The sequence below is a fragment of the Plantibacter flavus genome (assembly GCF_002024505.1).
In the GTDB taxonomy this organism is placed as follows: Bacteria; Actinomycetota; Actinomycetes; order Actinomycetales; family Microbacteriaceae; genus Plantibacter; species Plantibacter flavus_A.
The window spans coordinates 4,017,661-4,037,472 of the sequence record NZ_CP019402.1 but is presented as its reverse complement, the minus strand read 5'-3'; the positions used below and the strand labels follow the sequence as shown (position 1 = coordinate 4,037,472).

Annotated in this window: 19 protein-coding genes; 9 read left to right on the top strand and 10 right to left on the bottom strand. The window is 70.8% G+C overall.

The genetic code is table 11. From position 1 onward, the window contains the following. Window positions 1-71 precede the first annotated feature (71 nt). The 3 genes from BWO91_RS18640 (at window position 72) to BWO91_RS18630 (ending at window position 6,557) form a co-directional block, all read left to right on the top strand. The gene (locus tag BWO91_RS18640) at window positions 72-1,241 is read left to right on the top strand and encodes an exonuclease SbcCD subunit D (protein ID WP_079003643.1); all 1,170 of its coding nucleotides are present in this window, start codon (window positions 72-74) and stop codon (window positions 1,239-1,241) included. Beyond that, the gene (locus BWO91_RS18635) at window positions 1,241-4,435 is read left to right on the top strand and encodes an AAA family ATPase (protein WP_079003642.1); all 3,195 of its coding nucleotides are present in this window, start codon (window positions 1,241-1,243) and stop codon (window positions 4,433-4,435) included. Before BWO91_RS18640 ends, BWO91_RS18635 begins: the two co-directional genes overlap by 1 nt. Before the next feature lie 127 nt (window positions 4,436-4,562). Further along, the gene (locus BWO91_RS18630; protein WP_079003641.1) at window positions 4,563-6,557 is read left to right on the top strand and encodes a cytochrome c oxidase assembly protein; all 1,995 of its coding nucleotides are present in this window, start codon (window positions 4,563-4,565) and stop codon (window positions 6,555-6,557) included. A 68-nt stretch (window positions 6,558-6,625) separates the two neighbouring features. On the opposite strand, the gene BWO91_RS18625 is transcribed toward BWO91_RS18630, so the two are convergent. Beyond that, window positions 6,626-7,693, bottom strand: a complete 1,068-nt coding sequence (locus BWO91_RS18625; protein WP_079003640.1) for a hypothetical protein — start codon at window positions 7,691-7,693, stop codon at window positions 6,626-6,628. A gap of 66 nt (window positions 7,694-7,759) precedes the next feature. Between BWO91_RS18625 and BWO91_RS18620 the strand changes: the two genes are divergently transcribed. Then, complete coding sequence (locus BWO91_RS18620) at window positions 7,760-9,019, top strand: ATP-dependent DNA helicase (protein ID WP_079003639.1); 1,260 nt, start codon at window positions 7,760-7,762, stop codon at window positions 9,017-9,019. An 89-nt stretch (window positions 9,020-9,108) separates the two neighbouring features. After that, window positions 9,109-9,546, top strand: coding sequence for a hypothetical protein (locus BWO91_RS18615; protein WP_079003638.1), 438 nt, complete (start codon window positions 9,109-9,111; stop codon window positions 9,544-9,546). 51 nt (window positions 9,547-9,597) lie between these two features. Here the strand turns inward: BWO91_RS18615 and BWO91_RS18610 are convergent, their stop codons facing one another. The 5 genes from BWO91_RS18610 to BWO91_RS18590 all read right to left on the bottom strand — a co-directional run bounded on the left by BWO91_RS18610 (window position 9,598) and on the right by BWO91_RS18590 (window position 12,642). Next, window positions 9,598-10,302, bottom strand: coding sequence for an alpha/beta fold hydrolase (locus BWO91_RS18610; RefSeq protein WP_079003637.1), 705 nt, complete (start codon window positions 10,300-10,302; stop codon window positions 9,598-9,600). Between the two features lie 122 nt (window positions 10,303-10,424). Next, a complete protein-coding gene (locus BWO91_RS18605; protein WP_079003636.1) occupies window positions 10,425-11,084 on the bottom strand; it encodes a heme oxygenase (biliverdin-producing) in 660 nt (219 codons plus the stop codon). A 94-nt stretch (window positions 11,085-11,178) separates the two neighbouring features. Further along, window positions 11,179-11,793 (bottom strand): hypothetical protein, encoded by a 615-nt coding sequence (locus BWO91_RS18600; protein ID WP_079003635.1) that lies wholly within the window; start codon window positions 11,791-11,793, stop codon window positions 11,179-11,181. Between the two features lies 1 nt (window position 11,794). Next, window positions 11,795-12,205: a DUF4383 domain-containing protein gene (locus tag BWO91_RS18595; RefSeq protein WP_064294771.1), complete on the bottom strand. Its 411-nt coding sequence runs from the start codon at window positions 12,203-12,205 to the stop codon at window positions 11,795-11,797. A gap of 128 nt (window positions 12,206-12,333) precedes the next feature. Next, on the bottom strand, window positions 12,334-12,642 hold the full coding sequence (locus BWO91_RS18590) for a DUF2470 domain-containing protein (protein ID WP_314140491.1): 309 nt from the start codon (window positions 12,640-12,642) through the stop codon (window positions 12,334-12,336). A gap of 146 nt (window positions 12,643-12,788) precedes the next feature. On the opposite strand from BWO91_RS18590, the gene BWO91_RS18585 reads away from it, so the two are divergent. Together BWO91_RS18585 and BWO91_RS18580 are read left to right on the top strand one after the other, a co-directional pair. Beyond that, window positions 12,789-14,087 (top strand): serine hydrolase domain-containing protein, encoded by a 1,299-nt coding sequence (locus BWO91_RS18585; protein WP_158596528.1) that lies wholly within the window; start codon window positions 12,789-12,791, stop codon window positions 14,085-14,087. Window positions 14,088-14,190: 103 nt separating this feature from the next. Next, window positions 14,191-14,739 (top strand): DinB family protein, encoded by a 549-nt coding sequence (locus BWO91_RS18580; RefSeq protein ID WP_079003632.1) that lies wholly within the window; start codon window positions 14,191-14,193, stop codon window positions 14,737-14,739. A gap of 29 nt (window positions 14,740-14,768) precedes the next feature. Here the strand turns inward: BWO91_RS18580 and BWO91_RS18575 are convergent, their stop codons facing one another. Further along, window positions 14,769-15,332, bottom strand: coding sequence for a CGNR zinc finger domain-containing protein (locus BWO91_RS18575; RefSeq protein WP_079003631.1), 564 nt, complete (start codon window positions 15,330-15,332; stop codon window positions 14,769-14,771). 90 nt (window positions 15,333-15,422) lie between these two features. Between BWO91_RS18575 and BWO91_RS18570 the strand changes: the two genes are divergently transcribed. Further along, on the top strand, window positions 15,423-16,358 hold the full coding sequence (locus tag BWO91_RS18570) for an EamA family transporter (RefSeq protein ID WP_079003630.1): 936 nt from the start codon (window positions 15,423-15,425) through the stop codon (window positions 16,356-16,358). Between the two features lie 5 nt (window positions 16,359-16,363). Here the strand turns inward: BWO91_RS18570 and BWO91_RS20350 are convergent, their stop codons facing one another. Together BWO91_RS20350 and BWO91_RS20345 are read right to left on the bottom strand one after the other, a co-directional pair. Next, window positions 16,364-17,512, bottom strand: coding sequence for an NAD(P)-binding domain-containing protein (locus BWO91_RS20350; RefSeq protein WP_240555591.1), 1,149 nt, complete (start codon window positions 17,510-17,512; stop codon window positions 16,364-16,366). Between the two features lie 62 nt (window positions 17,513-17,574). After that, window positions 17,575-18,147, bottom strand: coding sequence for a hypothetical protein (locus BWO91_RS20345; protein WP_139205383.1), 573 nt, complete (start codon window positions 18,145-18,147; stop codon window positions 17,575-17,577). A gap of 41 nt (window positions 18,148-18,188) precedes the next feature. On the opposite strand from BWO91_RS20345, the gene BWO91_RS18560 reads away from it, so the two are divergent. After that, window positions 18,189-18,854 carry an SIMPL domain-containing protein gene (locus BWO91_RS18560; RefSeq protein ID WP_079003629.1) on the top strand — a complete coding sequence of 222 codons (666 nt, stop codon included), beginning with the start codon at window positions 18,189-18,191 and terminating at the stop codon, window positions 18,852-18,854. Window positions 18,855-18,862: 8 nt separating this feature from the next. On the opposite strand, the gene BWO91_RS18555 is transcribed toward BWO91_RS18560, so the two are convergent. Then, a complete protein-coding gene (locus BWO91_RS18555; protein WP_240555589.1) occupies window positions 18,863-19,771 on the bottom strand; it encodes an EamA family transporter in 909 nt (302 codons plus the stop codon). Between the last annotated feature and the right edge of the window lie 41 nt (window positions 19,772-19,812).

Below are 19,812 nucleotides of genomic sequence, written 5' to 3'. Positions count from 1 at the left end.
TCGTCCAGGTGCCGCCCGGGTGCCGCCCGGAGCAGGGCGAGGTGTCGGCGGCTCGGCCTAGCATTGCTGTCATGCGGATCCTCCACACTTCGGACTGGCACCTCGGCCGTTCGCTGCACGGGGTCGACCTGCTCCCCTTCCAACGCGACTTCCTCGCGCACCTCGAGCAGACGGTCGTGGACCAGGAGGTCGACGTCCTCCTCGTCGCCGGCGACATCTACGACCGTGCCATCCCGCCGGTCGAGGCGGTGACGCTGCTGTCGGAGTCGCTCGGGCGGCTGGCGGGCCGCACCCGGGTCATCCTCGCACCGGGCAACCACGATTCGGCCATCCGGCTCGGTTTCGGCGCCGCCATGCTGCGCGACGGGATCGACATCAGAGCTGACCTCGCGCGGATCGGCGAACCGGTCCTGGTGGACGACGAACACGGGCCCGTCGCCTTCTACCCGCTGCCCTACCTCGACCCCGACACCGCACGAGGGGTGCTCTCCCCGGACGACCAGCCGCTCGCGCGGTCGCACGCCGCCGTCATGGGTGCAGCCCTCGCGAGCGTCCGAGCCGATCTCGCGCAGCGCCGCGAGCACGGAGCGGTCCGATCGGTCGTGGCCGCGCACGCCTTCGTCATCGGTGGTCTCGCGAGCGACAGCGAACGCGACATCCGGATCGGCGGGGTCGATGCGGTGCCCGCCCAGCTGTTCGACGACTTCGACTACGTCGCGCTCGGCCACCTCCACGGTGCGCAGCGCGTCGGGGCCGCGACGGGCGTCGACCGCATGCGGTACTCCGGGTCGCCGCTCGCCTACTCCTTCTCCGAACGCAACCAGGTGAAGTCGAGCGTGCTGGTCGACCTCGCCGCCGACGGCTCCGTGCACCTGGAGCTGCTGCCGGCGCCGGTGCCGCGTCGGCTCGTCGACGTCATCGGAACCCTCGCGGAGCTGCAGGGCCCTGCGGGAGACGACGCCGTCGACGCCTGGGTGCGCGCCACGGTCACCGACGACGTCCGGCCACCGGAGCTGTACGCGACGCTGACCCGACGCTTCCCGCACCTGCTCGTCTGGTCGCACGCGCCGGCGAACCGCTCCGAGGAAGCGCGCGCCGCAGCCGTCACGGCGGTCTCCGATCCGGTCGAGGTCACCGCGGAGTTCATCGAGTACGCGACGGGTGCACCGGCGACCACTCGCGAGCGTGAGCTCATCGCGGCGGCGAACGAGGCGGCACTCGCCGCGGAGGTGAGCGCCTGATGCGACTGCACCGACTGACGCTGCAGGCCATCGGGCCGTACGCCGGCGAGCACACCATCGACTTCGTCGAACTCGGGCGGGCTGGTCTGTTCCTCCTGGAGGGACCGACCGGCGCCGGCAAATCCACGATCATCGACGCCATCGTGTTCGGGCTGTACGGCGAACTCGCCGGTACCGGGGCCAGCAAGGACCGCCTCCACTCCCACCATGCGCAGCCCGGGACCGAACCGTTCGTGGAACTCGTGTTCGAGACCGGATCCGGCGTGTACCGGGTGCGGCGGACGCCGGCCTACCAGCGGCCGAAGCAGCGCGGTGCCGGCTTCACACCGCAGCAGGCGAGCGCCACCCTCGTCCGCCTGACCGATCCCGACGCACTGGCCGGAGAGACCCTGTCGACCCGCGCGCAGGAGATCGGTCCCGAGATCAGCCGGATCGTCGGTCTCACCCGGGAGCAGTTCGTCCAGACGATCGTCCTCCCGCAGGGCGAGTTCGCGAAGTTCCTCGCCGCCGGCGGTGAGGAGCGCAGCGAACTCCTCCGGTCCCTGTTCGGGACGGAGCACTACGAGCGGGTCGCCAAGCACCTCGTCGAGCAGCGACGGCAGGCCCAACGCGACATCGAAGGCGCACGAGAAGCGCTGGGCCGCGCGATAGCCCGGTTCACGGGAGCGGCCGAACTCGACGACGCACGGAAACCCGTCACGGGCAGGGGAGCGGACACCCCGGCCGGGATGGACGCTCCCTCGAGAGTCGATGCCGAGCCAGGCGACACCGCGACTGCGGAGCCCGACCCAGACCCTGACGTCGCGACCCTCGCGGTCCCGCTCGAACCCGATTCCGAAGACCTCGTCGGTGACGCCACGCGTATCGTCGCCGTCTTCGAGCGCCACGCCGCCGCCGACGCCTCGACCGCTGGCACTGCTCGGGTCGCCCTGGAACGCGCTCGCGCCGAACACGCCGCGGCCCAGACGCTGCTCGCGTCCATCGAACGTCGCGCGGAGCTGCTGACCGAGCGCGAGCTGCTCTCGGTGGACGACGAACCGGTCGCGCGGCTCTCCGAACGGATCGCGGCAGCGGCTCGGGCGGACACCGTGGCGTCCGCGCTCGCCGGAGCGGCCACGGCATCGGTGGCGCTCGAGGACGCCGTCGCGTCGCTCGCCGCGATGGAGGAGCAGGCCGACGAGGCGATCGTTGCACTCGACGACGCGTCCGTCACCGCGCGCCGCCAATCCCTCACCGTCGAGCGGGCGTCGATGGCGGCCGTGCTCGCCCTCGAAGCCGCCGACACCGATCGCGAACGCGCGCTCGCAGCACTCGCCGAGGAGCTCGCGACCGTCGAGGCACGGCTCGCCGAGCTTGCAGCGGAACAGACGCGACGGGACGCCCGCCGGACAGCGCTCGGCTCGGCACCGGAGCGCGCCTCGCATGCGGCCACCGAGTCGGCCAGGGCCGCTCGGGCCGTCGAGCGCGCGGCTGAACGCCGTGCGGTGCTGGATCGGGTGGACGCGGCCGACGAACGCCTCGCGGGTCTCGCCGACGAGGTCACCGAGGCCGCCACGGCCGCGAAGGCGGCGATCGACGTCGAGACGTCGCTGCGCCTCCGGAGGATCGAGGGTATGGCGGGTGAACTCGCCATCGGCTTGCAGGACGGCGAGCCCTGCAGCGTCTGCGGCTCGCTGAGCCACCCGGCGCCCGCGGTGCTCGACGGAGACCACCCCGATGCGGACGCGGTCGAAGCGGCGTCCGTCGCTCGGGCCGATGCCGAGGCGACGATGCAGTCGGCGCAGAGCACCAGGGACATCGCCCAGGCGGAGCGCCGACGCCTCGTCGAGCAGTTCATCGCGCTGGCCGACGACCCGAGCGACGTGACCGCGGCCGGCTCCACCGACGCTTCGACGACGGCGACGGCCGGCTTCGACCCGATCGTGGAGCGGGCGGCCGTCGAGGCGGCCGCTGCGGACGCCGAGGCGCGGCACGCGGAGGCCGTGGTCATCGCCGAGCAAGCGGACGCCGAGGTCGCGGAGGCCGGGCGCCTCGCGGACGAGCACCTGGCCGGCGTGGTCGCGGTGTCGGAACGCACCGCCACTCGGGCGACACTGACCGAACGGCTCGCCGCCGCGCAGCGCGCCCACGAGCAGGCCCGCGCCGAGGTGGCCGGTGTCCTCGCCGGCCGAGCGGCTTCACTCGCCGAGCTCGACGCGATGCTGGAGTCCGAGCTCTCCTCGCTCTCGCTGCTCGCGGCGGCACGAGCGACCGTCGCGGACCGGCGCCTGCGTGACGCCGAGCGCGCGGTCGAGCTGGAGGCGGCACTCGAGCGGGCCGGGTTCGCCGACCGCGCGGCCGCGGAAGCCGCAGCCATGAACGGGGTTGAACGGGCGAGCGCCGAGGCGCGGGTGGCCGACCACCTGCGTCACACGACCGCGAACGCGGAAGCACTCGCGAGCCCGGCTCTCGCCGGTGTCGCCGGTACCGCCGCCCCCGACGTCGAAGCGACGGCCCGACGACTGGCCGACGCCGAGGCGGCGGCAGGCACCGCGACGGCAGCGGCCGCCGTCTCCGCGCGACGAGCGGCCAACGCGGCTGCCGCCTGCACGGCACTCGCCGAGGCGGCCGACGAGAACGCCGACGCGGTCCGCGAGGCCGCGGCCGTCGTCCGGCTCGCCGACGTGGTGTCGGCCACCGGTAGCGAGAACAGCACGAAGGTCACCCTCGGCACCTACGTCCTCCTGCGCCGCTTCGAGGATGTCGTGGCGGCGGCGAACGCGCGCCTGGAGTCGATGTCCGGCGGGCGCTACGAGCTCGTCCGCAGCGACGTCAAGGAAGGACCCTCCCGCAGCCAGCGCGTCGGGTTGTCGCTCACGGTCCACGATCACCGGACCGACCGGCGTCGCGATCCGAAGTCGCTGTCCGGTGGTGAGACGTTCTACGCCTCGCTCTGCCTCGCACTCGGGCTGGCGGACGTCGTGACGGGCGAGGCCGGCGGTGTCGAGCTCGGCACGCTCTTCGTCGACGAAGGATTCGGCAGTCTCGACCCCGAGACGCTCGACACCGTGATGGCCGAGCTCGGTCGGCTCTCGGCCGGCGGGCGCGTCGTCGGCGTCGTCAGCCACGTCGAGGAGATGAAGCAGCGCATCGGCGAACGCATCGAGGTGCGGCGGCTCGAAGACGGCTCCTCGACGCTGCTCGTCCGGGCGTGAGCGGCGCCCTTCGACAGGCTCAGGGACCGGTGGTTCGGCTCAGGGACCGGTGGTTCGGTTCAGGGACCGAGCGCCGGCTGATCCCGCTGCGGTCGGGGTTCCCAGCAGCGCCGCGTAGGCTTGCAGCGTGAATCGTGTCGTCCGCCTCGCGGGTCCTGCCCTCCTGCTCCTCGTGGCTGTGGCGACCCTCCTCGCGGGTCTGGCCTTCGGCGGTGGAGCGGATGCGCAACTCCTGGGCGATCCCGGCGCCGTGGTGCGGTGGGGGCTCCCGATCGCACAACTGCTCGTCAACCTGAGCGCCGCCGTCACCATCGGCGCGTTGCTCATGGCCTGCTGGGCGCTCAGCCCGGACCGGCGCGAGTACGGCGCGGCGCTCGATGTCGCCGCAGCCGGCGCCGCGGTCTTCACCGTCGCGTCCGGCGTGACGGGCTTCTTCACCTTCCTGAACGTCACGCAGGTGCCGCTCACCTTCGACGACGCGTTCGGTGCGAAGCTCAGCCTCTTCTTCACCGGGATCGAGTCGGGTCAGGCCTGGCTGCAGACGACCCTCATCGCCGCGGCCGTCACGGTGCTCTGCTTCGCCGTCCGCAACCACACGGTGCTCGTGTTCGTCTTCGGGCTGTCCCTCGTGTCGCTGCTGCCGATGGCCCAGCAGGGTCACTCCGCCGAGGCGAGCGGGCACAACGCCGCCGTCACCGCACTCGGCCTGCACCTGGTGTTCGCCGCCATCTGGCTCGGCGGTCTGCTCACGCTCGTCTTCATCCGCAAGACCCTCGAAGACGGCCGGCTCGCCCCCGTGCTCATGCGGTACTCGACCGTGGCACTCGTGTCCTTCGTCGTCGTGGCGGTCTCCGGATACGTGAGTGCTGAGCTGCGCATCGGCTCGCTCGACCGCCTGGGCACCCCGTACGGCATCCTCGTCCTCGTCAAGGTCTTCGCGCTGCTTGCGCTCGGCCTGTTCGGCGCGCTGCAGCGTCGGGTGCTCATCGGCCGCATCGAGCGCTCCGCCGCTGCGCGCGCGGACAGCCCCGCGGGCCGCACCGGCACCTTCTGGTGGCTGGTCGCCCTCGAGCTCGGGTTCATGGGCATCGCCTCCGGTGCCGCCGCGGCCCTCGCGAAGACCGCCCCGCCGGTCGACCAGACCGTGCCGACCGCGCCGACACCAGCGGTGCTGCTCACCGGGGAGGAACTGCCGCCGGAACTGACCTTCGCTCGGTACTTCACCGAGTGGAACATCGACCTCCTGTGGCTGCTGGCCTGCGCCTTCGGCATCTTCTTCTACATCGCGGGCGTCGTCCGCCTGCACCGCCGCGGCGACTCCTGGCCGATCCTGCGCACCGTCAGCTGGGTCCTCGGGCTGCTCGTGCTCTTCTACCTCACCTGCGGCGGCATCAACGTCTACCAGCCATACCTCTTCAGCGTGCACATGCTCGGGCACATGGGCCTCACCATGCTCGTCCCCGTGCTCCTCGTCCCCGGAGCACCGGTCACGCTGCTCGCGCGGGCGGTGCGGAAGCGCTCCGACGAATCCCGAGGGGGCCGGGAGTGGGTACTCCTGGCCGTGCACTCGAAGTTCGCGGGGATCATCTCGAACCCGATCGTCACCGCGGTGCTCTTCGCCGGATCACTCTGGGTCTTCTACTACACGCCGTTGTTCCGTTGGTCGATGGAGGATCACATCGGTCACGAGTGGATGGTCGTGCACTTCCTCATCACCGGCTACCTCTTCGTGCAGTCGCTCATCGGCATCGACCCGGTCCCGTACCGCCTGCCGTACCCCATGCGGCTGCTGCTGCTCTTCGCGACGATGGCGTTCCACGCGTTCTTCGGGCTGGCGATCATCTCCTCGACCGGGCTGTTCCTCGCCGACTGGTTCGGGGCGATGGGACGCACCTGGGGGCAGGTGCCGCTCCTCGACCAGCAGACGGGCGGCGGGATCGCCTGGAGCGTGGGCGAGATCCCGACCCTGGCGCTCGCCGTCGCCGTCGCGATCTCGTGGAGCAAGAGCGACGCGAAGGACCAGAAGCGACTCGATCGCAACGCGGACCGCACGAACGACGCGGAGCTCAACGAGTACAACGAGCGTCTCGCGCGCATGGCGGCCAACGACACCCGCTCCTAGCCCGCGAACTGTCACTCCGGAACAGTGTGAGGGGTGTCGGACTGTGCTGGAGTGACAGTTCGCGGGCTTCAGCGGAGGTCGATGTAGAGGGAGCCGTCGTCGCGGATCGTCACGAACGCCGACAACGTGAACGGGACGTCCTCGTCGAGGGTCGAGACCGTGCCGTCGAACAGCGACTTCACGTCGACGACGAGGTGCGCGGCTCCGGCCGTCGCCGGCATCTGCCAACCGGTGTCGCCCGGCTGGACCGCCACCACGGGGTAGGCCGCGATGGACCACACCGGTAGGTCGTCCACGCGATCGCGGATCACCATGCCGAACGGGCACCCGGTGGGCTGGAGGACCTGTTGAGTGGCGCAGTTGTCGAGGTAACCGTCGATCTGCGTCTGGACCTCTCCGACGAAGTCCGGGGTGGCACTCGCGGTCACCTCGGCGTCGACGACGCTCGCGACCTCGGTCGTCGTCGCCGTCTCCACCGAAGCCGCCAGGTAGGTGGTGTCGACGTCGAAGTCGACACTGCCCGGCGTGAAGGTGAGGAGCGGGATGGTGGAGGTGAAGGCCCCCTCGTTCCCCTCCGCGACGCGGCGGGTGTCGAGCTCGAAGCCGTTCGCCCGGAACCCGGTCGTGTGTGCGACGGTCAGCTGGACGACGCTCAACGGGCTCGTCTCGAAGCGCCACGACGGGAACAGCCCGAAGGTGCGCTCGCCGCTCGTGATCGAGAACGCCGTGCGGTGCGGCTGACCCGCGAGTCGGTACGAGAAGGTCACCTCGTGGGCGCCCGAGGCGGTCGTGACGTCGGAGACGAGGCGCACGTCTTCGATCGTGCCGAGTGCCTCGCTCCGGAGCAGGGCGTCCGAGCTGTCGGCCGGCAGGCCCGCGTCGGCGAGTTCGGCGGAGCTCAGGGCGACTCCCGGCAACGCGAGCGCGGTCGCGGCATCGTCGTCTGCGAGGGCGTCCAGGTACCCGCGCGCGAAGGAACCGGCGCCGTAGACGTCGCGGGCGACGGCCGACCAGGCGGAGACGATGGCCGCGACGAGCAGAGCCGCGATGCAGAGCCACAGCACGACGGCGCGGACGAGCGCACCGCGCACCGTTCCCGGGCGTCGCAGCTCCCCACGTGTCGCGACATGGCTCATCCTGACATCCTAGGCGGGCACCTCGCATAGGATTGGAGGGCGAAAACGGGAGGGAACCGAAGCATCATGAGCGTAGCCCTCTCCGCCGAGCAGCAAGCCGTCTTCGACCGCATCGAGAGCACCCGCGAGCACCTGTTCGTGACGGGTCGAGCGGGCACCGGGAAGTCGACGCTCCTCAACCACCTCGCCTGGAACACCTCGAAGCAGCTGGCCATCTGCGCCCCGACCGGTGTCGCCGCGCTGAACGTCGGCGGTCAGACGATCCACTCGCTGTTCCGCCTGCCGATCGGGCTCATCGCCGACCACACGATCGACCAGAACGATCAGACCCGCAAGCTGCTCAACTCCATCGACACCCTGGTCGTCGATGAGGTCTCCATGGTGAGCGCCGACCTCATGGACGCGATGGACCGGAGCCTCCGGCAGGCCCGGCAGCGGCCGCGCGAGCCGTTCGGCGGTGTGCAGATCGTCCTCTTCGGCGACCCGTACCAGCTCGCTCCCGTGCCGGGCAGCCTCGAGGAACGGGCGTACATCGCCGACACCTACCGCTCGTTCTGGTTCTTCGACGCCAAGGTGTGGTCCGAGACGCCGCTGCAGCTCGTCGAGCTCACGGAGATCCACCGCCAGCACGAGGCCGAGTTCAAGTACCTCCTCAACGGTGTCCGGCACGGCCAGGTCACCGCCGAGATGGCCGGCCGGCTGAACGGCATGGGCGCCAGGACCCCACCGGAGGACGGCGTCATCACCCTCGCGAGCCGTAACGACACCGTCGACCGCATCAACAAGGCGGCGCTCGCCAAGCTCGACGGCAAGCCGCTCACCGCCAACGCGGAGGTCTCGGGCGACTTCGGCGGGCGGGCGTTCCCCGCCGACGAGGCGCTCGACCTCAAAGTCGGTGCGCAGGTCATGTTCCTCCGCAACGACAGCGAGCGTCGCTGGGTGAACGGCACGCTCGGGACCGTGGTGAAGATCGACTCCACCGTCTGGGTCGAGGTCGACGGCGAGCAGTTCGAGGTCGAGCCGGCGACGTGGGAGAAGTACAAGTACTCCTACTCCTCGGTGACGAAGCAGCTGAAGCGCGACATCGTGGCCGAGTTCACCCAGTTCCCGCTGCGGCTCGCGTGGGCGGTCACCATCCACAAGTCGCAGGGCAAGACCTACGATCGCGCGATCGTCGACCTGGGCAGCCGCGCGTTCAGCCCTGGGCAGAGCTACGTCGCGCTCAGCCGGATCTCGACGCTCGACGGTCTCTACCTCTCCCGGCCGCTGCGCCCGAGCGACATCATCGTCGACACCGACGTGAAGCGGTTCATGTCGGGGCAGTAGCGTCCGTTCGCCCATTGTCGGGCGAATCGGCGCTCTGTCGCCCGAAAAGGGGCGAACGAACGGGTTCGGTGACCCTACGATTGTCGGTTATGACGCATCCCATGCAGCAGGGCTGGCCGCAGCCCGGTCCGATCACCGCCTGGCGCACGCTCGAGCTGAACGCCAGCAAGCCACCCCTCGCCGGGTACTGGGGGTTCATCCCGCCCGTCGTGCGCATCGACGGCTTCGAACACCGTCCAGCCTGGGGCCCGTCGCGGTTCACGGTTCCGGCCGACCGGCCCGTGCAGGTCTCGTGCTCGATGGCCTGGCTGCGGGAGTTCGGCCGCGCCGACTACCTGCTCCAGCCCGGCGAGGCGCCCACGCTCGACTACATCGCCCCGGCGCAGCAGTGGGTCTCAGGTTCGCTCGCACCGAGGGGCCAGGCGGTCATCAAGGGGCGCGGCGCACAGATCGCGATGTACGCCGTGCTGGCAGTGATCTTCATCGCGATACTCGGTGTCGTCCCGCTCGCGTACCTCATGACCTGAGCGCCCGTCGACGCCTCCCGCTGACCAGCCTGGTCGGGGGTTGAGCAGAGGTCAGGTGCGATCGACGGCCCGGAGCAGGATCGCGCCGAGCTCGGCCGGCTTCGTGAACTGCGGCCAGTGGCCCGTCGGCAGGTCGACGAACTCGACGTCGCGCAGCCGTGCCAGTTCCGCGACGTACGGGTGGCCCTGTTCCATCAGGCCGCGAAGCATCTCCGAGGAGAACTCGCAGGCGATCACGGTCGCCGGGACGGACAGGCGACGGTCGTCGTCGGAGAGCTGCTGTCGGTCGACGGCGACGCCCTTCGGTTGCGGGACGGCTCTGGCCCGGAACTGTTCACGGACCTCGTCGTCCAGGTCGACGAGGTCCTCCGCGTCGAACACCGTCCAGTCGGGCAGTGGGATGTCGGAACCCGACGAGGGGAGTTCCTCGTTGATGCACGCACCGTCGGCGAGCGGACCCGAGTCGACGTACACGGCGCGGACGACGCGGTCAGGGCGGGCGTCGATCGCGGCGGAGATGATGGCGCCGCCGCCGGAATGCCCGACGAGCACGACGGGCTCGGCACCGGCGTCGATCTCGGCGACCACGGCGTCGACGTGGTCGCGGAGGCCGATGCCGGCGCGGTCGGCAGTGACGCTCTCGAGGCCGGGGAGGGTGAGCGGTCGGACCCGATGGCCTGCCGCTTCGAGCGGGGGTGTGACCGCACTCCAGGAGGATGCGTCGAGCCAGAAACCGGGTACGAGGATGACGTCCATGCCCGAGATGCTACGCCGGGCCTGCGAGCGGCGGGAGGGGTGCTTCGCCGCCCGCAGTTCGTTCGCCCATGTTTGGGCGAACGAACACCCATTCGCCCAAGAATGGGCGAATGGACGGGAGATCAGGCGACGGCGGTCGCTGCGGCCTTCGCGGTCGCGAGGTCGCGGAAGAGGTCGGTGTTGAAGCGGTACGCCACCATGACCTCGTCGATCACGCGGGCCTGCTCCTCGTCGTCCCACGGGACGGCGTCGAGCTGCTCGCGGTAGGTGTCCTTGAATTCGCGCGGCTTCGCGATGTCGCCGAAGAGGTAGAAGCCGACGCCGTTGGTGTCGAAGCCGAACTGGCGCTGCATGAGCGTGCGGATGATCTGCCCGCCCGAGAGGTCGCCGAGGTACCGGGTGTAGTGGTGCGCGACGAAGCCGCCGGGCCAGACGGCGCCGACCTCGTTGATCCGTGCCACGTACCGGGCGGTGGTGGGGAGCGGGGTGATCTGCTCGCGCCACTCCGGACCCATGAGGAACTCGAGGTCCTGCACGATGGCGGGGAGCCGCGTCAGCTTGTCGCTGATGAATGGAGCGGCGACGGCATCGGCGCGCATGCGGTCGGCGGCGGCCTCGAGGGCCTCGTAGATGAAGAAGTGCTGTGCGACGAGGGCGATGTAGTCCTCCTTCGAGCCCTTCCCGGTCATGAGGTCGCTCATGAAGTCCGCCCCCTCGCTGGAGGAGTGGCCGGAGGACGTGCGCTCGCGCAGGGCCTGGGAGAAGGGGATCACAGTGCTCATGTCGGACTCCGCGTCGGCTGGCTCGGTAAGGGTTGCCTAAGTGTAACGGGCCGGGCTCCTGAACGGGAGGGTGGATCTGTCGCTGTGGAGGAAATCAGTGGCTGCTGTGCAGGGAACCGTGCGGGACCGCGAACGCACCGGCGTTGGTCTGCGCCAGCGCCGGTGTGGTGAGGGCCGCCACGAACGCCGCCCCGACGAGCAGGGTGAGCACGTACCGTCCGGTGCTCGGCTCGCGATGTGGCCGACGGCTCGCGCGCGTCACCAGGGCGTCGAGCTCGAGTTCGTCCGGCGCCGTCGATGCGAGGGTGACCCGCCGGAGTCGCCGTGCGAGCACCCCGGCGACCATGAGCAGCAACACTGTGGACGAGAGGGTCGGCAGGAACGGCGGCACGGTCGTGACGCCGAGGGAGGCGAGTCCGTAGAGCGCCACCCAGACGACCACCGCGCCCACCGCGCCGGCGAAGGACGCGCGGAGGCTCGGCACGCGGTCACGGACGAGGACCACGACGGACCAGAGCAGTGCGGCGACGCCGAGGGTGACGAGCGGGATCGCACCCACGGGAGAGGACCCGGCGCCGGTCGCGATCAACACGAGACCGGCGCCGAGTGCGCACATCGCGAGCAGACAGTTCGAGATCGACGTCGTGCCGGAGCGGATCGCGTCGTCCTCACCCGTCCGGGCGTCCTGCCGTTCGACGGAGACCGACATGTCAGGCCGTCGCCGCCCGGTGCGTGCGCTTGTCCGCAGCCAGCCCGGCGCCGAGCAGCACCACGGCGCTCGCGAGGTGGAGGAAGTGGTCGGCCGTGTTGAGCGCGAGGATGTTGAGCGCGGAGCCCACGATGAAGAATCCGACGACACCGAGCAGGAGGTAGAACCCACCGATCACCGTGTTGACGGTCTTGGCCGCGACGACGTTCGAGAGCCCGGCGATGAGCAGGGCCGCCCCGATGAGGACGTGCGCGATGTTGTGCAGCGGGTTGACCTCGAAGATCCCGAGCAGGAGACCGCCCTCGGTGGTGAGGAACGGCAGGCCGCCGGCGACGATCCCGCCGAGGAGTCCGACGACCACGTAGACCGCGCCGAAGACGGCGGCGAGGAGCCGGTTGGGTGAATGACGCATGGGAATGCCTCCTGATCCTTCGTGCCGCGAGTCGTCCCGGGGCGTTGAGGAGTTCGGAGGTGCGGGCGTCGACGGTTTGGTCACCTGAGGCCGTCGTCCGAGGTCGACGGCCGAGGGGTGGCGGTCGCTCAGTCGTGCGGGCGTGGCTCCACGCCCAGACGGGCGCACGCGGCGTCGTAGAGGGCGACGACCTCGCGTCGGATCTCGCCGCGCTCGGTGATCGCGCCGGCGGGCCAGGGCACCCGTCCACCCGCGGCGGTGCCGTCGACCGTCCAGGTCCATTCGCCACCCGTCCCGTCCAGCGAGATCATGGTGGCGGCCTCGGCCGTTGGTTCCAGGAAGGCTCGCACGATGAGCACGTTGTCGTCGGGGTGGTCGCCGTTCATGTGCGCCAGGACGGCGTCGACGGTGGTCTGCGGGAAGGCGTTCGAGGTCACCTCTCCAGGGAACACCATCGACGGGCCCCGCACCAGGTCCGCCGCCCGTGTGACCGGCACGCGGCGTGCGACCGCAGCTCTCAGCCGCGCCCGGTTACAATCGGGAACAGTCTGCAGCTCCGCAGACCGCTCATCAGGGGGATGACTTGACTGCAACAGCTCCGAGGCGCCGGCGTCTCGCCGCACTCCTCACCGCGGCGACCCTCGCGACGGTACTCGTCGGGTGCTCGGGCCCCTCGGTGTCCGACACCGACTTCCCCGACCAGGTCAGCGGCACGCTCGCGGGCGACACGACCGACGCCATCACGGCGGCGGTCGAGGCCGCCGTCACCCAGTCCGGATCCTCCGGTGCCATCGTCGGCGTCTGGGCGCCGTGGGCCGGGAGCTTCACGGCCGGCGTCGGCACGACCGAGCCGGGTGGCAAGACCAAGATGGATCCGTCCATGGTCTACCGCATCGGCGACACCACGCGCCCGATGACCTGCACGGTGCTCCTCGAGCTCGTCGACGAGGGCAAGATCAAGCTCACCGACCAGGTCCACAAGACCCTTCCGCAGGTGCAGGGCATCGAGGGCATCACCTACCAGCAGCTGTGCAATGGCACGTCGGGGCTCGGCACCTACACGCCCGCGCTCAACGCCCAGTTCGTCACCAACCCGACCCGCAACTGGTCGATGGCCGAGATCCTCGCGAACGGGCTCGCGAGCGGTACGCGGACGGCTCCGGGGGCGCTCTTCGGTTCGAGTGACACCGGCTACATCCTGCTCGGCATGGCGCTCGAGGAGCTGACCGGTCAGTCCTGGCAGTCCCTGTACGACCACTACGTCTTCTCGCCGCTCGGCATGTCGAAGTCCAGCTTCCCCGACGCCTCCACCGTCGAGCTTCCGGGATCGCACCCCAAGGGGTACCTGACGCCGCGGATCGCGGACGGCACCTACCAGTGCGACGCACCGACGGACGAGACCGAGCTGTCGACCTCGATGGTGTGGACCGCCGGTGGCGTCGTCTCCTCGGTCGACGATCTGCGGAAGTTCACCCAGTCCTTCGCGTCCGGCTCGCTGCTGAACGACAGCACGTACAAGAAGCAGTGGAAGGACCCCGTCTCGCTGGGTGAGGCTGAGCCGACCTGGAAGAGCTTCGGCGTGGGCGGGTTGCAGATCGGTCCGCTCCGGGGGCAGGCCGGGTCGATCCCCGGGTCGCTCTCGGCGGCCTTCTCCGACCCGACCTCCGGCTTGACGGTCGTCGTCATGCTGAACAACTCGACGCTCGGTGCGGGCTTCGCGCAGACGCTCGCGATGCAGCTCGCCTCGATCGGTGCGAAGGCGGCACCGGCGAGCGGGCAGAAGGCCCCCGAGATCGCACTCCCGTGGTCCGAGCAGCAGATGGCGGAGCAGCTCGCCGCCTCGGCGATGGTCTGCGCCCCGCCGGTCGCCCCCGCCGGGTAACGGAGGCATCGGCGCGGCGCCGCCAGCGGACGGTGGCGGCGGATCGCGGCACGATGACGCTTTCGCGAGGGTGCTGGGCCATGCCGTTTCCTAGAGTGAACCCATGACGACGAACACCCCCGACGGCGACACCATCGTCCCGGACACGAAGAACTGGACCTGGGTCCTTGAGCGCGCCTGCTCCGAGTGCGGGATGGACACCTCGCGGTTCGGCTTCCGGGACCTCCCCGGGTTGATCCTGGCGAACGCCGCCGCGTGGCCGGCGGTGCTGGAGCGTGCCGACGTCCGGGAGCGGCCCGACCCGCGGACCTGGTCGCCGCTCGAGTACGCGGCCCACGTGCGGGACGTGTTCCGCATCTTCGACGTCCGGTTGCGGCTCGTCCTCGACGAGGACGAGCCCGCGTTCGAGAACTGGGACCAGGATGCGACGGCTCTCGAGGAGCGCTACGGCGAGCAGGACCCGAAACGGGTCTCCGCGGAACTGGTCGAGGCCGCGACGGTGCTCGCCGCAGCGTTCGAGCGGGTGCCGGACGACGCGCTCGCGCGGACGGGCCGCCGGAGCGACGGCGCGCGCTTCACGACCGAGACCCTCGGCCGCTACTTCATCCATGACCCGGTGCACCACCTCTGGGATGTGACGAGATCGCAGTGATGGTCGTCATCCGGGTCTGGTGACGCCCGCTACTGCGCTCTCGCGCGGAAGGCGATCGTGTTGACGCGGTTGCTGCAGCGGACGGAGCAGTAGCGCTTCGAACCGTTGCGGGACAGGTCGACGAGCAGGCCGTCGCAGTCGTCGGCGGCGCAGAGCCGCAGGCGGTCCCAGGCGTCGGACCGGACGACGTCGACGAGTGCCATGGCGATCTCGGTCTGGACGCGATCGACGAGCGGTGCGTCGAACTCGGTGGCGTGGAGGTGCCAGTCGAAGCCGTCGTGGCGGCGCAGTTGGGGGAGCGCGGCTGACTCCCGGAGCATCGCGTTGATCTCGGCGACGGCCCGGTCGCGGGTGTCCGGGGCGTCAGCGTCGGAGGCCCAGAGCGCGTGGATCCGCTCTCGGAGTGCCGCCACTGCGGCCCGCTCGGGCTCGTCGCCGTCGACCCGACCCGAGTACCGACTGACGCGCAGGAGCTCCACGAGCTGCGGCGGTGTCGCGAGTTCGTCGCCACCGCTGCGGGACGCCGATGAGCGGGTGTTCACGAGCAGCGCGGCGAAATGCAGCGCATCCTCGGTGTCAGGGGCAAAACGCAAGTTGACTCCTTACTCTCTCCGAGAGTAGCTTCATCTCAGCCGGGCGTCCACCTCTTCCGCCGGCCCCACTCGCGGCAGCTGGAGACACCCATGAAGCACACGTCCTCGACCACGGTCGGTCTGCTCGTCGCGGTGCTCGCGGCGGTCGCGTTCGGCACCTCCGGAGCGTTCATCAAACCGGTGCTCGCGTCGGGGTGGAGCCCCGCTGCCGCGGTCACCGTCCGCGCCCTGATCGGTGGCCTGGTGCTCGCCCCGTTCGCCCTCATCGCACTGCGCGGTCGCTGGGACGCGGTCTGGCGTGGCCGCTGGCGACTCCTCGGCATGGGCCTCATCGGGGTGGCGGCGACGCAGCTCGTCTACTTCGCGGCGCTGCAGACCATCGCCGTCGGGACCGCGATCCTCGTCGAGTACATGGCGCCGCTGCTGCTCGTCGCCGTCGCGTGGGTGCTGACCCGACGTCGTCCCGCGACGGTCGTCCTCGTCGGTTCCGTCGTGTCGCTCGTCGGGCTCGTGCTCGTCGTCGCTCCGAGCGGTGGCTCGACGCTCGACCCGGTCGGTCTGCTGTTCGCCATCCTCGCGATGGTGGGCTGCGGCGCGTACTACGTCATCTCGGCGCGGCCGGCGAAGGGGCTGCCTCCGGTGGCGTTCGCCGCCATCGGTCTGCTCATCGGGGCACTCAGTCTGTGGCTCGCCGGGCTCGTCGGCGTGCCCTTCACGACCTCCGACGCCGACGTCACGGTGCTCGGCACCGACGTCGCCTGGTGGGTGCCGCTCCTGTTCGTCGGGGTGGTGTCGACAGCGGTCGCCTATGCGGCGAGTATCACCGCGAGTCAGATGCTCGGCTCCCGACTCGCGTCGTTCGCGGGCCTCCTCGAAGTGGTCGCGGCGACCGGGTTCGCCTGGATCCTCCTGGGGGAGCAGTTGTCGCTCGCGCAGCTCCTCGGCGGGGTGTGCATCCTGCTGGGGATCGGCTTCGTGCGCTCCGAGCGGGCTCCCGCGGTGCCCATCCCCGTGCCGGTGCAGTGACGGGGTCAGTGCTGAGGGAGGGCGACGGTGGCGTCGAGGTCGGCGAGGATCGCCAGGACCGCCGCCCTCCCGGCCCGGTTCGCGCCGACCGTCGAGGCTGAGGGGCCGTACCCGATCAGGTGCACGCGCGGCTCGTCGGCCGCCCTGGTGCCGTCGATCCGGATGCCGCCCCCGGGCAGCCGGATGCCGAGCGGTGCGAGGTGGTCGAGCGCCGCCCGGAACCCGGTGGCCCAGAGGATGGCGTCGACCGGGAGGAAGGAACCGTCGGCGAGAACCACGCCGTGCTCCTCGATCCGGCGGAACATCGGCTGACGCACCAGGACACCGCGCGCTTCGGCCGCCCGCGCCCACGGCGTCCAGTGCATCCCCGTCACGGAGATCACGCTGCCCGGCGGGAGGCCCTGGCGCACGCGTTCCTCGACGCCCTTGATCGCCTCCACCCGCGCGGCGGTGTCGAAGTCGTCCTCCACCCATTCCGGTTCGCGTCGCGTCATCCACACCGTGTCCGCCACCCGCGAGATCTCCTCGAGCAGTTGGATGGCGGAGATGCCGGCACCCACGACGACGACGCGCTGGCCGCGGAACTCGTCAGCTGAGACGTAGTCGGCCACGTGCAGCTGGCGTCCGGCGAAGCGCTCCCGCCCCGGGTACGCGGGCCAGAACGGTTTCGTCCACGTGCCCGTCGCGTTCACGACCGCCCGCGCCCGGAACACGGCGGCGGGGGAGTCGGCGCCCGAGGAGTCGGCGCTCGCCGCGGTCTCGACGAGGAGTCGACCGTGCGGGTCGTCGTCCTCGCGGCGGACGGCGCGGACCTGCACCGGGCGGCGGACCGCGAGGGCGAAACGCTCCTCGAACGCCGCGAAGTACGGCGGGATGACGTCGACACTCGGCGACGCGGGATCGAGCTCGGGCTTCGGCATGCCGGGCAGGTCGTAGATCCCGTTGACGGTCGACATGGTGAGCGACCGCCATCGGTGCTGCCAGGCACCGCCCGGGGCGTCGTTCGCGTCGAGGACGACGAAGGTGCGTGCTGCGGTCGCGCCCTCGGCGGTGCCCAGCGGGACGAATCCGCGGCGATGCAGGTGGTACGCGGCCGACAGCCCGGCTTGACCCGCGCCGATCACGACGACGTCGACGGTCTCCGGGGTGCTCACGTGCTCCTCAACGTCGTCGACCGCGCCGACATTTCCGACGGGGCCGAGCCCGCGTCCGCGATTCAGCCGTGGGCCAGGACCTGCACGCCGATGACGAGGACCCCCAGGAGCACGAGGGCCGCGAGCGCGATGAGCTGCTGCCAGACGGACAGCCGTGCGCGGCGGACGGCGAACCAACCGCTGAGCCCGAGGGTGACGAGGTAGACGATCGCGGACACGCGGAGGGAGGTCTCGACCTCCATGACGTCGAACACGGCGAGCACGAGCAGGATGGTGGGGGTCGCGACGGTGAGCAGCGAGCCCCAGGCGATCCGGAGCATGGAGTGCCACCCGCGCTCGTCGGGGAACGCACCGTGGGCGGCGAGGTGCGCGATCATCTCGGCGACCAGGCCGGCGAGGGTGATGCCGACCACGCCGATGACGAGCGAGAAGAGCGCGTCGGGCGCGTCGTGGTGCTCCACGTTCGCCGCCAGCACGAGGACGATCGCGAGGCCGGTGAAGGTCGCGTAGACGCGCTCCTTGAGGTACTTCGCGACGGTCTCCACATCGCCCGGCGGGAGTCCCCGACTGGCTGGACCGTACTCGTTCCCCCGTCGTCCATGTCGTCGATCCGCCCAGGTTCCGCCGTCCGTCATGGTCCAGAGCGTAGCCGCCGTCGCGGGATAGAGTGCCGGGTATGAGTGAAACGATCATCACCGTCGAGGGCCGCTTCGACTACCACCACCCGGCCGAACGTGGGACCGTCCTCATCTCGGCGGGGTTCCAGGGGCCGGAACGTGAGCCCGTCGTCTCCCACACCACCGCACTGCACCGTGCGCTCAGTCAGGCGGCGGAGCAGTTCCGCGCACAGTCGGCCGTGACCTGGTGGTCGGCCGATCGCTTGCGGGTGTGGAGCGAGCGGCCGTGGAACAAGGACGGGAAGCAGTTGCCGCTCGTGCACCACGCGACGGTCGCGCTCGAGGTCAAGTTCGCCGACCTGCAGGCATTGGCCCGCTGGGCCGAGGAGATCGCGACCCAGGACGGCGTCACGGTGACGGGTGTCACCTGGGCGCTCACCGATGCGACGAAGCACCGCATCACGGCCGAGGCTCAGCACAACGCCGTCCGCGACGCCGTGGACCGCGCGACCGCCTACGCCAGGAGCCTCGGGCTCGGCGCCGTGCGGCCGGTCGCCCTGGCGGAACCCGGCATGCTGGGCGACGACACCCGCTCGCCGTCGAGTCAGGCCGCGGCACCGATGATGCGCGGGGCCGCGGCTCCTGCCGGCGACACCGCCCTCGACCTCAAGCCGGAGGACATCACCGTGTCCTCCCGGGTGCACGCCCGCTTCTCCGCGTCCTGACCTGACGATCAGCTCGGCGCGATGCTCGGCTGCACCTCGGGTGAGGGACCCCGTCGGGCTGAGAGCACGGCGCCGATGCCCGCACCGACCACGCAGGCGATGCCGAGCCACTGCGGTGTCGTGAGCTCCTGACCGAGCACGAGAAGTCCGGCGATCGCGGCGATGGCCGGCGCGGATGCGAGCAGGATCGCGAAGGTCGCAGCGCTGAGTCGTCGGAGGGCTACGAACTCCAGCGCGTACGGCACAGCAGACGAGAGCGCGGCGACGCCCAGGCCGAGCAGGAGGATGACGGGATCGAACAGCGCGGTGCCGGCGGTCGTCGCGGCGAGCGGGATGGTCACGAGAGCCCCGATGGCGGCGGCGATCGCCAGACCGTTCAGGCCGGGGAACTCCGTCCCGGTCCGCGCCGACAGCAGGATGTAGCCGATCCAGAGGGCGCCGGCGGCGAGCGCGAGGACGACGCCGATCGGATCGAGTGCGGCCGTCGGTCCGCTGTGGAGGAGCACCCCGCCGAGGAGGAGGACGCCGACGAGGGCGACGCCCGCCCAGAGCGCGCTCGTCCATCGACGACCCGCGATGACGCTGAGCGCCAGTGGGCCGAGGATCTCGAGGGTCACCGCCGGACCGAGCGGGATGCGGTCCAGAGCCAGGTAGAAGCAGACGTTCATCGTGGCGAGGACGACTCCGAAACCGACCGCCGACACCCAGGCGCTCCTCGGGTGTCCGCCCAGGGATGGGCGGGCGACGGCCAGCAGGATGAGCGCGGCGAACACGAGGCGCAGCGTCACCATGCCGATCGGACCGACCTGCGGGAACAGCGTGACCGCGATCGATGCGCCGAGCTCCTGACAGACGAGTCCGGCCAGGACGAGGAGGGCGCCGGTCGCCGCCTGGCTCGGTCGCGGTCTGCGGATCACTGCACCACGCTAGCGCGCCCCGGTCGCCGAACTCATCCCGT